The 17,620-nt window shown below is 45.6% G+C and carries 9 protein-coding genes; all 9 read left to right on the top strand.

The annotated features are described in order from the left end of the window. The first annotated feature begins 234 nt into the window (after positions 1-234). The 9 genes from ACYVAA_RS10215 to ACYVAA_RS10175 all read left to right on the top strand — a co-directional run bounded on the left by ACYVAA_RS10215 (position 235) and on the right by ACYVAA_RS10175 (position 17,617). Positions 235-1,389 (top strand): glycoside hydrolase family 76 protein, encoded by a 1,155-nt coding sequence (locus ACYVAA_RS10215; RefSeq protein ID WP_460541195.1) that lies wholly within the window; start codon positions 235-237, stop codon positions 1,387-1,389. Between the two features lie 200 nt (positions 1,390-1,589). Continuing rightward, entirely contained in the window at positions 1,590-3,008 is a 1,419-nt protein-coding gene (locus ACYVAA_RS10210) for a glycoside hydrolase family 125 protein (RefSeq protein ID WP_460541193.1), read from the top strand. 343 nt (positions 3,009-3,351) lie between these two features. Continuing rightward, positions 3,352-5,511, top strand: coding sequence for a GH92 family glycosyl hydrolase (locus ACYVAA_RS10205; protein WP_460541191.1), 2,160 nt, complete (start codon positions 3,352-3,354; stop codon positions 5,509-5,511). A 15-nt stretch (positions 5,512-5,526) separates the two neighbouring features. Next, positions 5,527-6,399, top strand: a complete 873-nt coding sequence (locus tag ACYVAA_RS10200) for an ROK family protein (RefSeq protein WP_460541189.1) — start codon at positions 5,527-5,529, stop codon at positions 6,397-6,399. 262 nt (positions 6,400-6,661) lie between these two features. Beyond that, positions 6,662-9,346: an alpha-L-rhamnosidase gene (locus ACYVAA_RS10195; RefSeq protein WP_460541187.1), complete on the top strand. Its 2,685-nt coding sequence runs from the start codon at positions 6,662-6,664 to the stop codon at positions 9,344-9,346. A gap of 207 nt (positions 9,347-9,553) precedes the next feature. Next, positions 9,554-10,165: an RNA polymerase sigma factor gene (locus tag ACYVAA_RS10190; protein WP_460541185.1), complete on the top strand. Its 612-nt coding sequence runs from the start codon at positions 9,554-9,556 to the stop codon at positions 10,163-10,165. Positions 10,166-10,950: 785 nt separating this feature from the next. Further along, the gene (locus tag ACYVAA_RS10185) at positions 10,951-11,967 is read left to right on the top strand and encodes a FecR family protein (RefSeq protein WP_460541183.1); all 1,017 of its coding nucleotides are present in this window, start codon (positions 10,951-10,953) and stop codon (positions 11,965-11,967) included. Between the two features lie 155 nt (positions 11,968-12,122). Beyond that, a complete protein-coding gene (locus ACYVAA_RS10180) occupies positions 12,123-15,551 on the top strand; it encodes a SusC/RagA family TonB-linked outer membrane protein (protein ID WP_460541181.1) in 3,429 nt (1,142 codons plus the stop codon). Positions 15,552-15,562: 11 nt separating this feature from the next. Further along, a complete protein-coding gene (locus tag ACYVAA_RS10175) occupies positions 15,563-17,617 on the top strand; it encodes a RagB/SusD family nutrient uptake outer membrane protein (protein ID WP_460541179.1) in 2,055 nt (684 codons plus the stop codon). Positions 17,618-17,620: the final 3 nt, after the last annotated feature.

Raw genomic sequence — 17,620 nt, 5'->3', positions numbered from 1 at the left:
CAGGAAACGTCACTGCGAGAGGTAGGACATGACAGTCCCTTTTTCATTAAAGGAGATTGCCTGCCCTCTGGGAGGCGGGCTTCTCCTGGCCCATCGGGATAGCAATGACGAAGAGAAATCTCAAATGACATCCCTATCCTTACTATTTGAGAAAATGTTGATTTCTCATCATGACAGCTTACAACTACTGAATAAACAGGGAATACAAATAGTAATTGACCAAAAGAGAAAGAAATGAAAACCTATAAAATAGCCTTATCCATTTTGGCGATAAGCGGGGCATTGTCCTCGTGTATCGACAGTGATTTGGGCCCTTTGCGTAAAGATTTTGAACAAACGGAGGAAGTGCAATACGATTATGCCGCCACGGCTGACTCCATGCAAAACAGTACCTATTCACTGTACATCGCCCAAGATGGCACATTCAACTTTAATCCCGGGGGAGCATATGGGAACTATTGGCCCAACGCCCATGCCCTGCATGTCTATGTGGATGCCTACGGCCGAACAGGAAACGGGGCCTATCTGGATAAGATGAAAAAGCTCCTGCATGGCATCAAATCCAGGAATGGAGGGACCTATTCGAATGTCTTCAACGATGATATGCTTTGGTTGGGCAATGCCTGTGTCCGGGCATACAATGCTACCGATGATGCACAATACCTGGAAGTGGCAGAGTTTCTTTGGGAGGATATCCTGGAAAGTTACAGCGAAGTATTTGGTGGAGGTATTACCTGGAAAAAGGACACCCCCAATCTTAAAAACGCTGTTTCCAATGGTCCCACGATCGTTTTGGCCACCAGGTTGTACCATGTCACCCAAGATGAAAAGTACCTGAACTGGGCAAAGGACCTTTACGAATGGCAAAAAGCCACTTTGGTGGATCCCCAAACCGGTTTGGTGTGGGATCATATTGAACTACAGGAAGGAACACCAACAGTCAAAAAGGATTGGATCTTTACTTATAATGCAGGAACCTGGATCGGATCCGGGCTCCGTTTGTTCCAGATCACCGGAGAAAGTGGTTATTTGGCTGATGCACTTCAAACAGCTAAATCAGCTATGAACAGGTCCGAACTGGCTACAGATGGTATTTTGAAAAATGAGGGGCAAGGGGATGGAGGCCTGTTCAAAGGGATCTTTGTCCGTTACTTCACTGAGCTGATTCAGGAACCGGCCATTTCCGATGGTGATAGGGGGGATATGGTGAATTTTTTCCGCTTCAATGTAGAAACCCTTTATACCAGCGGCCTGCGTCGACCGGATATGCTTTGCGGCCCAAACTGGCGGCAGCTGCCAGGGGATAAAACGGATCTTTCGACCCAGCTTTCTGGCCTGATGCTGATGGAGGCAGCGGCATTGTTACAGGAAAAAGGCATTTTGGAATAAACTGTTTTGATTGAGCAGGGTTTCTCAAGAGCCGTTAGAAAGACATCTAGGAGAGCTCGACATCTGTAGGTGGAATGTAGCAAATTTGAATTAGCTTGTTTAGTTAAGCTAAATCGATTAAATTACGAAAATATTACTGTTTAAGTAAAGTGTTGGAGACGTGTGTTTTTCCAATACTTGACTGAATTTGAACGATAACTATGATCAGAAGGGATTTTATCAAGACCGGAGCTGTAGCCACTTTAGGAATGGCTATGGGGCCAGCTGTTTCCTATGCAGGCAACACAGCAATAAAAGCAAGCAATCGTCCAGCGACTGATGTTCGGAACTTTTCCAGCAAGGCCGTGGAGGAGACCATCAAGGAAATCAAAAAGAATATCAAGGACCAGGAATTGGCCTGGTTGTTTGAAAACTGTTTTCCCAACACTTTGGATACTACAGTGGAGTATTCGGAGAAGAATGGAAAGCCTGACACCTTTGTCATCACCGGCGATATTCATGCCATGTGGTTACGGGATTCGTCGGCCCAAGTGTGGCCTTATGTGGCGTTGGTCAATAAGGACAAAAAGCTTAAAAAGCTTATCCAAGGGGTGATCCACAGACACAATGAATGCATTATCATTGATCCTTACGCCAATGCTTTTAATAATGGGCCGGAAGATGGGGAGTGGCAAAGCGACCATACCGATATGAAGCCAGAGCTGCACGAGCGCAAGTGGGAGATTGATTCTCTTTGCTATGCCGTCCGTCTGGCCAATGGTTACTGGCAAGAAACCGGCGATACTTCGGTTTTTGATGACCGCTGGGAAAAAGCCATGAAATTGGTGCTGAGGACCTTCAAAGAGCAACAAAGAAAAGAAGGCAATGGGCCATATCATTTCCAGAGAACCACTTCACGCGCCACAGATACACTTTCCGGAGATGGATACGGTAATCCTGTGAAACCGGTAGGGCTTATCTGTTCTGCCTTTAGACCCTCCGATGATGCGACCATTTATCCCTTCCTGATTCCTTCCAACCTCTTTGCGGTTCAGTCATTGAGGCAATTGGCCACCATTTATAAAGAAGTGAAAAAGGATACCCTTTCAGCAAGGGAATGTGAGGATTTGGCCAATGAAGTGGAAGCTGCCATCCAAAAATACGCCGTAGCAGAACACCTGGACCATGGAAAGATCTATGCCTTCGAGGTGGACGGTTATGGTAATAAGCTCTTTATGGATGATTCCAATGTGCCTTCTCTGCTGAGTATGGGCTATCTGGGCTGTTTGGATATCGATGATCCGATTTACCAAAATACCCGGAATTTTGTCCTGAGCGAGGATAATCCTTACTTCTTTTCCGGCAAAGCCGCCAAAGGAATCGGGGGTCCCCATGTGGGAATGGACTATATCTGGCACATGAGCATCACCCTGCAGGCCATGACGGCAAGGGAAGATCAGGAGATCAAGCAATGTTTGGAATGGATAAAGAACACTCATGCCGGAACAGGTTTTATGCATGAAGGTTTCCACAAGGATGATCCGGACAATTTTACCCGAAGCTGGTTTGCTTGGGCGAATACCCTGTTTGGTGAGTTGATCTTTAGACTCTACAAGGAAAAGCCACATTTGTTGGCGTAATAAATAAAGGGAGTTTATACTATTGGCAGAAAGGTTTGAGCCTGAGGCGCAAATTTACCAGTCCTGCATCCCGATAGCTATGCGGGATGACGGGACAGCAAAGATTAATATTGTGTCTCAGGCTTGCCCCGACTCAGGCAGGCCTTCTTGAATCAGGCAAGCTCAACTTAGTTTTTCCGCATCCCGATAGCTATGTGGGATGACGGGACAACTAAGATATACTATCGATAGTGAAAGATTTCCTGTGATTACTGAACTACAGCTCAGTAACCCATACTAAATACCAAATACTCAATACTTCCTACTCAAGACTACCTATAAACCTATTAAATAACCCGATACCATGCGATTTTTGTCCCTAATTTCCATCATCTCGGCAACTTTGTGTCTTTTTGGCTGCGCCAAGGCCCAAGAAAATGAAGCCGGACTTACCCAATTCGTCAATCCCTTTATCGGTACTGCACCCTTGACGGATCCTTCCCAGATCGGCTATACTCCCCCCGAGGGATGGAGGGTTTGGGCAGGATTGACCTACCCGGGCAGTTCTCTTCCCAATGCCATGGTACAGCTCAGTCCCATCACCGAATTTGGTTCCGGAGCAGGCTATGAATACGAGGATACTGAAATCATTGGCTTTACCCATACCAACAAAGGCCATTGGAATCTCTGTAATATTCCTATCCTTCCGATGAAACGGTCATCAGAAAAGCCATTTAAGTCGACATTCAGCCATGAGCAAGAAAAAGCCTCTCCGGGTTATTATGAGGTTTACCTGCAAGATTACCAAGTCCATGTCAAGTTGACCAGTACCCTGAGAGCGGGGGTGCATGAATATCGCTTTGAAAATGCGGAAGACAGGGCTGTCCTCTTTGATCTGGGCAAAGCCAATAATGGTGTTTCGGACTGGAAAATTTCCAATCCCTCGGCTCGGGAACTGGAGGGATTTCAGCGTGTAGGTGGAGACAAAGTACACTTTTATGTCAAGCTGAACCAGGATATAGAAACGGTCAATGTAGTGGAGGAAGGTGAGCGGGAGGGCTATGTCATCGTGGATATCAAGGATGGCGAGGATAGCCCAATCGTCTTGCAAATTGGGCTATCGTATGTAAGTGTGGCCAATGCCAAGGATAACCTGGAAAAGGAAGTGGGGGACAAATCCTTTGAACAGGTGCATCAAGAAGCAGTGGATACCTGGAATGAATTGCTGTCCCATATTACGGTCAAAGGGGGCACGAAGAAGGAAAAAGAACTTTTTTATTCTTCTTTTTACCGTTCATTTTTGTGGCCTGCGCTGCGAAGTGATGTAAACGGTGAATTTACCGATCAAACCGGAAAGGTCCGAAAGGAGGATTTTCGGTTTTATACCCTGCCTTCCCTCTGGGATACTTATCGCAACAAGGTGGTGCTGATGGCCCTGGTAGCACCGGAAGTGACGGCTGATGTGATTCAATCATTGGTAGTCAGGGGTGAGGAAAGCGGATTTATTCCTACTTTTTTCCATGGAGACCATGCTGCACCGTTTATAACGGGTTCTTACCGTAGAGGGATTGTGGATTTTGATGTAGATAAGGCTTATGAATACCTGCTCAACAATGCCTATAAGGAGGGCGGTACCCGCCCGTACATTAAAGAATACATGGAAAAAGGTTATATTTCAGATCCAAAGGTGGAAAATCCACATGTGGAGACAAAAGCCAAAGCAGGCGTTTCCAAGACCTTGGAGTTTGCTTATGATGATTACTCTTTGGCCCAGTTTGCAAAGGAAATGGGCGACGAGAAGCATTATCAGGACCTGATAAAAAGGGGACAAAATTATCGGAATGTATTCGACCCCTCGGTCAATTTTATGAGGGGAAGATGGGAAAATGGGGATTGGATAAGCCCGTTCAATCCGGAATATCCTTATTATGAATACATGTATCGGGAAGCCAATGCCTGGCAGTTGTCCTTTTATGTTCCCCATGATATGCCCGGCTTGGTGGAGTTGTACGGGGGCAAAGAAGCCTTTGAGCAGAAATTGGATTCCTTGTTTACCAAGCCATGGAATCCAGAATATATTGCCAGAAATGTTTCCGGTTTTATGGGGCAATATTGCCAGGGCAACCAACCAGATCATGAAGCGCCGTTTTCATACTATTTTGTGAACAAACCCCATAAATCCCAGGAAATAATTGATAGATTGTTGAAAGATTATTTTGGCATTGGTGAACATGGCCTGGCCCTTTCGGGTATGGATGATGCTGGAGAAATGTCCTCCTGGTATACCTGGACCGCTTTGGGGCTTTATCCGTTGAGCCCTGCTGATCCTGAGTATTTGGTGACCGTGCCTGTATTTGATGAAGTGAACTGGAAGACTGCTGAAGGAAAATCCATCAGCATTAAAAATCCCTCCAAAGGACGGGGATTGAAAAACGTTAAGGTCAATGGTAAATTGATGGAGGGATATTATATTCCCCATGAGCTTTTTAAAACAGGTGGAGAAATAGAACTGTTAACAGAATAGATCAAGCAGCAGCAGATGGAGTCTAATAAGGTATTAGGGGTAGACGTTGGAGGTTCCCACATTACAGTTGGAGCCGTGGATATGGAGGCCCGAATCGTGGAGCAAAATAGATTGGTACGACGAGCGGTCAATTCCAAAGGGACGGTCGAAGAGATTATAGCCTCTTGGGCAGGGGCCATGGCCCCGTTATTTGGTAATGATCTTTCTGCGGTGAGGATAGGAATCGCCATGCCGGGTCCCTTTGATTATGATGCGGGGATTTCATGGATTGATAGTACCCAGGATAAATATGAGGCACTCCACGGTAAAAATGTAAAGAAACTCTTGGCTGAAGCACTAGGTATCAAACCTGTTCAGATTAGGTTTAAAAATGATGCTGCCAGCTTTTTGCAGGGAGAAATATTTGCCGGGATAGCCAAAGGGTATAAAAGCGCCATTGGTATCACCTTAGGCACGGGGGCCGGTACTGCCTATTACCACGGAACAGAAGCTCATGACGCGGCACGGTGGGGGGATGCTTTCGGGGAGAGCATCGTGGAAGAATATTTTTCCACCAGATGGTTTATCAAACAATACAAAGAAAGAACCGGTGAAGTGCTCAAAGGGGTGAAGGAGCTAGTGGAAATAAAGGAACAGGCTTGGGTGCAAGCGCTTTTTAAGGAGTTTGGAAGGAACCTAGGAGATTTTCTAGAAACGTTTATTTCGGAGGAAAAACCGGAAATAGTGGTGTTGGGAGGCAGCATTGCGCATTCCTCAGACCTTTTTTTAGCTGAAACGGAGAAGAAGGTTTACAGGCAGTTTGAAAAGGTGAAGATTAAGAAGAGTACGCTTGGGGAGCAATCGGCTTTGATAGGGGCGGCAAGTTGTTGGTACGAGGAGTATAATTAGTATGAAGTAGGAAGTATCAAGTACAAAGTATTTTGTACAAAGTACGAAGTGCGAAGTAGGCAGTTGTGCGGGAGTAGTGTGTGTTTAGTACCAAGTACAATGTATTATGTACAAAGTACACGGTTTTACCTAGGGATGTATCCCTGTGACGGTCGTCAAGGGTTAGTGAGTTACCAGAAGTTCAATGTTGCAATGTGCCGCGGCGCATAGGTTTTTACAATTTTATAATATTTCAATCTTTCAATTACTCAATTCATAAACCATGAGGATTTTGCCCAAAGTCACCCTTACCCTTTTTTTAATGTTCTTGACCTGCACAGCTGTGTTTCCGCAAAAAGCACTTAAAACCGAATACCTTGTGGATCCAATTGGCTTGGATACCGAAAGGCCCCGGCTTAACTGGCAGATGGACGATGAACGTATTGGAGCCATCCAAAGTGCCTACAGGATCAAGGTGGCAGCCCATCCGGACGAGCTAAAGGCTGGAAAAAACCTGGTTTGGGATTCCGGCAAAATCCAGACGGCCGATCAATTGGTAGCGTATAAGGGGAATCCGTTGAAACCTTTTACCAGCTATTATTGGAGTGTGGAAGTCTGGGATAAAGAGGGGGACAGCCTTGGGGAATCCTCTTGGTCCACTTTTGAGACAGGCATGATGGATGAAAGCAACTGGCAGGGAGCTTGGGTCAGTGATGGGATGGACGTGGATCAAAAGCCCGCACCTTATTTTAGAAAGCAGTTCAGCACTTCCAAAAAGGTTAAAAAGGCCAGGGCATATATTGCAGTGGCAGGGCTGTATGAGCTGAGCATTAATGGCCAGCGGATAGGGAACCATGTCTTGGATCCCGCTTATACGCGATTTGACAGGAGGGTACTGTACGTTACCCATGATGTGACGGAGGCTCTTCAGGAAGGAGAAAATGCCATAGGGGTGCTGCTAGGGAATGGATGGTATAATCACCAGTCCACCGCGGTATGGTACTTCCATCAGGCTCCCTGGCGAAACCGCCCCGCTTTTTGCATGGATGTGAAAATCAGCTATGAAGATGGTTCCGAGGAGACCGTCAGTACAGGGAAGGGATGGAAAACGGCCTTGAGCCCTGTAATATTTAACAGTATTTATACCGCAGAGCATTACGATGCCAGACTGGAGCAAGCAGGTTGGGACAAACCTGGCTTTGATGAAAGCGAATGGAAAGATATTGTTTACCGCTCTGCACCGGCCGATAAGATTGTGGCGCAGGTCATGCCTCCCATTCGGTACAATGAAGAACTACCCGCAAAGGACATGGAAAAGATCAACGACACCACTTTCGTTTTTGATCTGGGCAGGAATATTTCAGGTGTTAGTGAGATCAAAGTCAGCGGGAAAGAGGGGACGGTCCTAAGGCTCAAGCATGGAGAAAGGCTGGCCGCAAATGGACGGGTGGACATGTCGAATATAGACGTACACTATCGTCCCACGGATGATACAGATCCCTTTCAGACGGATATTTTTATATTAAAAGGTTCAGGGGAGGAGACTTTCAAGGCCAAATTCAATTATAAGGGATTTCAATATGTGGAGGTTACCGCCAGTCATCAGGTAAACCTAAGCAAAGAAAGTTTGAAGGGACATTTTATGTACAGTGATGTGCCGAAAGTGGGGCAGATAAGCAGTAGCAATCCCACATTAAATGGAATTTGGGAGGCAACCAACAATTCCTATTTGTCCAACCTGTTTGGTTATCCGACAGATTGTCCCCAAAGGGAAAAGAACGGTTGGACAGGGGATGGGCACATTGCCATTGAAACCGGCCTGTACTCTTATGAAGGAATCAAGGTATATGAAAAGTGGCTGGATGACCACAGGGATGAGCAGCAGCCCAATGGGGTCTTGCCGGCAATCATTCCCACTTCAGGCTGGGGCTATGAATGGGCCAATGGGCCGGACTGGACCAGTACCATTTGCATCATTCCGTGGAATGTATATCTGTTTTATGGGGATCAGCGGATTTTGGAGGAGAATTATGAGGCCATGAAAAAATATGTGGACCATATTACCGAGATCAGTCCCGATGGATTGACTTCTTGGGGCCTGGGTGACTGGGTGCCGGTCAAGTCCCAGTCACCTGTGGAATACACCTCTTCGGCTTATTATTGTGTGGATGCAAGGATTTTGGCCAAAACCGCAGCTTTGCTTGGAAATGAAAAAGACCATCAAAAGTATGCCCAGTTGGCGGATAAAATAAAAGAGGCTATCAACCAAAAGTACCTTGATCCAGAAACAGGCATCTATGGAAGCGGATTGCAGACCGAGCTTAGCGTTGCCCTTCAATGGGACTTGGTACCGGAAGATTTGAGGTCAAAGGTAGCGGCAAATTTAGCCAAAAGGGTGGAGGAAGATGGATTCCATTTGGATGTAGGTTTGCTGGGGACCAAAGCTATTCTCAATGCGTTGAGCGAGAACGGCTATGCAGATGCTGCTTACAGGATCGCTGCCCAGGAAACCTACCCTTCCTGGGGCTGGTGGATTGTCAATGGGGCCACCACTTTGTATGAAAACTGGAAAATAGACGCCAAAAGTGATATTTCCATGAACCATATTATGTTTGGGGAGATTGGGGCATGGATTTACAAAGCTTTGGGAGGAATCAAGCCGGATCCTGCCCAGCCAGGGTTTAAGCATGTGCTGTTGGAACCTCATTTTGTAGATGGTTTGGAAAACTTTAAGGCATCCCATGAGAGCCCCTACGGTCAGATCGTTTCTTCATGGAAAAAAGAGGGAAAAAATAAGATTGCCTATGATATTCAGCTTCCTGCAAATTCCACTGCCACCTTGCTGCTTCCCAAAGGAGTTCAAGTAAGGACGCAAAAAGGGCTGGAAAAAATCGATGTAGATGCCCGAGCCAATAAAGAGACCTACCGGGTATCGGCTGGGAGCTACCGTTTGGAAATAAGGCTGTAGGCTTTGAATAACGATGCAAATCGTGTTTTAGGAAAGTGTTCGCTGCTTTTATGGAATAATATTCTGAAAAGTATATTTTGTGAGAAATAAATGAAGGGGTGGCTTGCTTTTTATAAAGCATTTATGTTCCTTTAAACAAAGAAGGCGTTTCGCCTTTTTTGTTGATTAATTCGCTAAACCGATTTAGTATGTTTTGGTAGATTTATAATGGAACAATTTGACCCTATAACCATTGAAACCGAAGACGCTTATTTAGTAGATGAAATCCGGCAGGGAGATGAAGCTGCCTACCATCGTCTTTATCAGCGGTATGCTTCCAAAGTATATCGGGTAAGCCGAAAAATGGAGCTTCGTCATCATGATGCGGAAGAGGTAGTCCAAGAGGTGTTTATGTACCTATGGAAAAACCGCAACAAGCTGGATGCGAGCCTGTCGATCAATGCCTACATTTTTTCTATAGTCCGTACTTATGTAATTAAAAAAGCGAAAAAGCATGCGCGATTTGTGGCTTATCAGCATTATGCCATTCCTATGGGCAGGGATTTTTCCAATGTCACTGAAGACGCGGTGATTTATGAAGATCTTCATGCTTTTACCACCGAAGCAATTGACTCCCTTCCTCTAAAGCAACGGGAAGTCTTTATGCTGAAGACCGCGAAGCATATGTCGGCCGAAGAAATAGCCAATCAGCTGAACCTGTCTGTAAGGACTGTTGAAAATCAAATCTACAGGGCCACCAAAGCGCTTAAGGAAAAGCTGGAGGCGGTACAAGGGGTTTCTTTTAGTGTTTTTCTGTTGTTTTTGGAATTTATATTCTGAAGTAATTAAGTTTAGTTTTTTTGAACCATTAAGGCTTTAAGGAAAATTAAGGGGAGGTTTATTGTGGGGGATTTCTCAATGTCCTTAATCCCTTCAATTCTTCATGTTTAGTTTTTTTGAACCATTAAGGCTTTAAGGAAATTAAGGAGGTGGTTTTTTTGGGATGTTTTCTTCATGTCCTCAAACCCTTCAATTCTTCACGATTAGTTTTTTTTAACCATTAAGGCTTTAAGGAAAATTAAGGGAGTGGCTTTTTTTGGGGTGATTTCTTCATGTCCTTAAACCCTTCAATTCTTCATGATTAGTTTTTTTTTGAACCATTAAGGCTTTAAGGAAATTAAGGAAGTGGCTTTTTTGGGGATGATTTCTTCATGTCCTTAATCCCTTCACTTCTTCATGATTAGTTTTTTTTGAACCATTAAGGCTTTAAGGAAAATTAAGGGGGTGGTTTATTGGGGGTGATTTCTTAATGTTCTCAATACCTTCATTTCTTCATGTTTTATTTTTATATGTATATCCGCAAAGACACCAGTAGCTCTAAGTTAGCAAACCATGTCTCACAGAATGCACAGAAACCCACAGAAAAGGTTTTTTAATTCCGTGGAATTCTGTGGAATCTGTGAGAAAAAATTTACTGGTGCAATTCCGGATAATCGTATATTTTTATTAACTATTAAGGGTGAAAGGGAATTCAGGGAGTTCCATTAATTTTTTTCAAAAAAAATCCATTTCCATATGAGTAGTCCGGCGGAGTTGGAGCTATATCTATTTGTAAACCGAAACAAATGGATAGAGAACAACAGCTAAAAGCATTTCACAAAGGACAATTATCCAAAGAAGAAGCTGAAGAGTTTTTGCACTGGTACCATTCCAAGGAAGGGGAAGATTACATGTCTTCCAAATTGAAGAGAAACTGGGATGAGGAAGAACCTGCAATGGTTGATAAAGGTCAATGGGACAAGGAAGCCCTGTTTAAAGAGATCAGTAAGGAAATTGGCACAAAGGATTACTCTTCTCCTACAAAACAACGCAAACTAAGATCCGACAAGAACTGGGGTTTAGGCATAGCAGCAAGCTTGGCTATACTTTTTACCATTGGCATTTTGGGCTATCAGTATTTTGCGGCCAATCAAATAAAACAAACGGAAACAGTTGCCTGGGTTTCAAAATCCAATCCTGCCGGGCAGAAGTCTAAAATTATGTTGCCTGATGGAACCAAGGTTTATCTGAACGCAGAGAGCTCCATCCGTTATGCTAAGGAATTTAAGTCTAACCGAAATGTAGCCTTGACCGGTGAAGCATTTTTTGAGGTGTACCCTGATCAGGAACATCCCTTTAGTGTAAGTAGCAAAGGGTTGACCACCACGGCCCTTGGGACAGCTTTTAATATCAAGGCATACAAAGATACCCCCAGCACAGAAATAGCCCTTACCGATGGAAAGGTAAAAGTGGAGGAAATCTCCGGCAACAGGCGGGATGAATTGATCCCCGGGGAAGCCATTATCAGTGAGGGAGGAAACAAAGATTTCAGAAAAGAAAAGATTGATGTAGAGAAGGTGCTTTTATGGAAAGAGGGGATCCTTCACTTTGATGACCTTGCTTTTGAGGAGGTGGTGAGGACCTTGGAGCGCTGGTACAATGTCAAGATCAACATCAAAGGAGCATACGACAAAGGTTTTTTATGCTCAGGAACTTTTGATAAAAATGAATACCTGAGCAACGTCCTCAATATCCTGGGGCATTCCATTGGCTTTGACTATCAGATCCATCAGCAACAAGTAGACTTGAAATTTAACCCTTAAAATAAGCCCGCCTATGACAAGATGAATCCAAAAAAAAGAGTCCGGGACTGTACTGCAATACTTTCCCGGACCAAGCATCAATCCAACGAAAGGCAGCATATGGACTGGACCTCCAACTGCCCTTATAACCTATGTTAAATTGATATACCCAAAATATGAAACAAAATTTAACCCAGAAAATTATTATGGTCTCAAAATATGCAGGCTACTGTTTTATTTTCCTGACCTTGACCATGAGCTCGGTCCTGGCGGGCGATTCATTCGGCCAGGTAAAGAGCATAGAAGAGGTGTTTATACAGCTGTCCGGTGACCAAAAAACATTGGAGCAGGCACTGGATCAGATCGAAAAAAACACGGACTTCCATTTCTTTTATACCGACAGGAATATTGACAAGAGCCAGCTGGTGCGTGTTTCCAACCAAAAGGCTACCGTAGCAGAACATTTAAAAGAGATGGCATTGCGTCTAGGACTGGAATTCCGACAGGTGAATAACAGCATCAGTGTCAAGAAAATCAAGGATAAAGGAGTGGTACTACCGACCCCAACTCCTATACTGTTTAAGGAAATTACCGGTGTGGTAACCGATGAAAACGGTGAGCCGCTCCCCGGAGCATCTGTCTTAGTAGAAGGGGAGCCCAATAGGGGCACGGTCACCGATATTGAAGGAAACTATTCCATTGATGTGGCTCCGGGCAAAACCCTGATGTTTAGCTATATCGGTTTTGATTCCAAAAAAGTAGAGGTCGGTACCCAAAGCAAGATTGATGTAGTGCTGGAAGTCAATGCAGAATCGCTGGAAGAAGTGGTGGTCGTGGGCTTTGGTGAGCAGAAAAAAATATCGCTGACCGGTGCGGTTTCCACTGTGAATACCGAGGACCTGAAATCCAACCCGACTTCTAGTTTGTCCAATGCACTGGCCGGTAATGTACCGGGAGTTTTGGGCATGATGCAATCGGGCCAGCCGGGAAAGAACATTTCTGAATTCTGGATCCGTGGTATATCCACTTTTGGAGGAGGGACAAATCCCCTGGTTTTGGTGGACAATATAGAGCGTAACCTGAATGAGCTCAATATAGAAGACATCAAATCCATTACCGTGCTCAAAGATGCTGCGGAGACGGCCATGTACGGTTCCAGAGGAGCGAACGGGGTGATCCTGATTACCACCAAACGGGGGAGTGCCGGCAAAATAGACATTAACTTCAAGGACGAGTTTATTTATAATACCCGTACCATCACACCACAGTTTGAAGATGGGGTAACCTATGCACGGCTGTTGAATGAGGCGCGGATTACCCGTAACCATGCACCTATTTATCAGCCGGAAGAATTGGAGATCTTACGATTAGGACTGGACCCTGATTTATATCCCAACGTGGATTGGCAGGATCTACTTTTGAGAGACGGCGCCATGACCTACCGAGCCAATCTGAACATGAGTGGAGGAGGGCCTACCTCCAGGTATTATGCCTCTGCCAGTTATATCGACGAGGGCGGGATGTATGAAATCGATGAATCGTTGAAGAATGACTATAATACCAATGCCAATTACAAACGCTGGAACTACCGCTTGAACGCGGATTTTAACCTCACCGAAACCACAGAGGTGAAAGTAGGGGTGGCCGGATCCCTCAGCAAGCGTAACAGCCCAGGTTTGGGAGACGTCGATTTCTGGGGTTCGCTTTTCGGCTATTCTCCCATTCGTACCCCCGTCACTTACTCCAACGGCTATGTGCCGGCAATCGGCACCGGAAATCAGACCAATCCCTGGGTAATGGCTACCCAAACAGGCTTCAATGAAAACTGGGTGAACACGGTACAAACCAACGTGACCATCGAGCAGGATTTTGGCTTTATTACGGAAGGACTTCGTTTCAGGGGGATTGTAGGGTACGATACCCAAAATAGTAATAATATACAGCGCCGTAAATGGCCAGAACAATGGCGTGCGGCACGCGCCCGGGATGTCAACGGGGACTTGGTATTTACCCATATTGCCAACCCGAGTGAGATGCAGCAGTCCAGTAGTTCATCAGGCAACAGACTTGAGTTTTACGACCTGATGTTTAATTATGACAGGAGCATAGGGGATCATAATTTCGGTGCAGCTACCCGGCTGACCCGGGATGCCTATGTGCAAACGGTCAATATCGGCAGCGATATCAAAAACGGTATATCCAGAAGAAACCAAGCGGTTTCCGGCCGGTTGACCTATAACTGGCAATACCGCTATTTTGCCAACTTTAATTTCGGATATACCGGTTCGGAAAACTTTGCGCCCGGACAGCAATATGGTTTTTTTCCAGCCGTATCATTTGCCTGGAATCTGGCAGAAGAGCAGTTCATAAAAGACAATCTGCACTGGGTAGATCTGTTTAAGATCCGCTACTCTTACGGAAAAGCAGGTAACGATCAGTTAATGGGGGGCGAACGTTTTCCCTACCTGTATACCATCTCAGAGATTTTTGACGGTGATGGAAATGCCGCTGGAGGCTACCAATGGGCCGATTATGGCTTTGATCGCTACTTTGGAGGCATGATGTATTCACAAGTGGCATCCCCCTATGTGACCTGGGAGGTGGCGACCAAACAGAACCTAGGTTTTGATTTCGAAACGAATAAGATCACCGCTAACCTCGACTTCTTTGATGAAGAACGTACCGGGATTTATATGGCGCGCCAATTTTTGCCGGCGATGGTCGGACTGGAAAGTACGCCTAGGGCAAACGTGGGAATCGTGAAGTCCCGGGGTTTTGACGGACGCTTCAAATACATACAGCAAATCGGAGGCGTCACGCTGACTGCTCGGAGTAATATCACCTACAGTAAAAACGAGATCATCGAGAGGGATGAGGAGAACAATGTCTATCCCTATCAGAATGAGGAAGGCTTTAGGGTAGGCCAATCCAGAGGTTTGGTGGCCTTGGGCCTGTTTGAGGATTATGATGATATTCGAAACAGCCCTACACAAATGTTTGGAACTTATCAGCCCGGCGATATTAAATACAAAGATGTCAATGGGGACGGGGTCATCAACGACGGAGACCGAGTGGCGATCGGGGCTACCAGGAGACCCAATTTGATTTACGGCTTAGGAGCTTCCGCTTCCTGGAAGGGATTCAACCTCGGTGTGCACTTTCAAGGTGCCGGTAAATCCACTTTTTCCACTTTCGGAAAAACGGTATTTGCCTTCAGCGAAGGTGAGTGGGGCCAAGTCATGAAGGGAATTATGGGGAACAACCGCTGGATTGATTCCGATATATCCGAAGATCCTTCCACCGAGGACCCCAATGCTTCTTATCCCCGTCTAAGTTTCGGGCCCAATCCGAACAACTTCAGGGAATCGACTTTTTGGTTACGTGATGGCCGTTATCTCCGCCTCAAAACCATAGATTTTGGCTATAGCCTACCGAATCATTTGACCAAGCTGATCAGGGCCAATAATATCCGCTTGTTTGTGGTTGGTACCAATCTGTTCACTTGGTCAAAATTCAAACTTTGGGATCCGGAATTGGCCACACCTAGGGGAGAAGATTATCCTCCTGCTAAATCTATCACATTGGGTATTAGTGTTAATCTGTAAACTGAGAAGTGATGAATTTGAAAAGACGTTATATTATACTATTGTTTGTGTGTGCAGGATTGATCTCTTCCTGTGTCGGTGACTACCTGGATTCCGGTCAATATTTTAAGGACAGGCTTACCGAAGAAAAGGTATTTGAAAGCAAAATTTATACGGAAGAGTGGCTGGCCAATGTATTTGAGGAGCTGAGAGGCATCAATGCGGATGTAGCAAGCAAGGGGGTAACCCCACATAATTTTGCTGATGGAATGTATTATGGGGATAGGGATAGGGATTTTGACCCTTCAAAGAACGAGCTTTCATACAATATGTTCAAAATGGGTCAATATACTGAAAACGACAAGCAGGGAACTTGGACCCAATGCTATCGCGGTATCCGCAATGCATCCACCTTCATCCATAATGTATATATGAATAGGGAGTTGTCAGCTGTAGAGATCAAGGACTACAGGGGGCAGGCCCGTTTTGCCAGGGCCTATTTCTATTGGCTTTTGTTACGAAAATATGGTCCTGTTCCTTTGTTGCCCGATGAGGGCCTTGACTACACTGACAGTTACGATGAGTTGGCTATTCCCAGAAGTACCTATGAAGCATGCGTGGAATATATCAGTGATGAAATGTTATTGGCAGCAAGTGAAATGGAAACTCTTGGGATGGTACGTGGCCAGGATGGCTCTGCCCGACCTTCTGTAGGAGCAGCTTTGGCCACCAGGGCCAAAGCACTGACCTATGCAGCAAGTCCTTTGGCCAATGGGAACAGCTCAAATTTTGCGAGCAGATTGACAGATGACCAAGGTGCCCCCCTTCTTTCCGGAGATTACCAAGAAGAGAAATGGGCAAAAGCAGCTGCTGCGGCCAAAGACGTCATTGAGCTTGGGGTTTATGAACTGTACACGGTACCCGTTCAGGAAACGGGTGAAGATGCCACGGTTATTCCTCCCGATGACGATAATTTTTCAGAAAGCAGCTGGCCTGAGGGCTGGGCGGATATTGACCCGGCAAAATCATACGCCCAGGTGTTTAATGGTACCTTATTGCCTTCTGGTAACCCTGAATTGATTTTTACCAGAGGAAATAACCAAGATGGAGAAAGCATCCGGGCGATGGTCGCCCACCAGTTGCCTCGGTCTGCTACCGGATGGAATACCCATGGTCTGACCCAAAAGCTGATTGATGCTTATTACATGAACGATGGTACTGATGTGCCGGGAAAAGACAGGGAAATTGGCCGGGGCGATGGTTCAGAACGTGTCAGCGGTTATGTAAGTCAGGAGGATTATGATGCCGGTAAATACAGGCCTTTGAGAGCAGGTGTTTCATTGCAATATGCAAACAGAGAGCCCAGGTTCTATGCTTCGGTGGCTTATAATGGAAGCTTCTGGACCTTGTTGAATGAATCCCAAGAAAGAAACCGCAACCAGCAGGTATTCTACTACCGGGATAATCCAAAGGGGAACGGGTTCAATTCCTCCAATGCCTATTGGCTAAGAACGGGTTTCGGTGTGAAGAAATTTGTTCATCCCAATGACACTTACGAGGGCGGAAATATGGGCAACATCGTTCCAAAAGCGGAGCCTGCCATTCGCTATGCGGATATATTGCTATTGTACGCGGAAGCCTTGAATGAGCTGGAAGGTTCCTATACTGTGCCCTCTTGGAATGGTGGCAGTTATAGTATCTCGCGGGACATTGCCGAGATACAAAGGGGTGTTCATCCCGTACGTATCCGTGCGGGTGTTCCCGACTATCCTGCCAGTGTGTATGCGGACAAGGATGAGTTGAGAAAAAGGTTGAAGCGGGAGCGCTTTATCGAGCTTTTGGGAGAGGGGCAGCGCTATTACGACCTGCGCCGCTGGATGGATGCTCCTGTGGAGGAATCATTGCCGATATACGGTTGCAATGTGCTTATGAACGAAAATGAAAGGGATCTTTTTCACCAACCTGTAGCTATTTGGGCGCTTGAAACCACCTTTGCCGATAAGATGTGGTTTTGGCCGATCAGCCATACAGAACTAAAGCGGAACCACCGACTTACCCAGAATCCCGGATGGACTTATAACGATTAATTT

Source organism: Echinicola sediminis (assembly GCF_054777495.1).
This window is presented reverse-complemented; position numbering and strand designations above follow the sequence as displayed.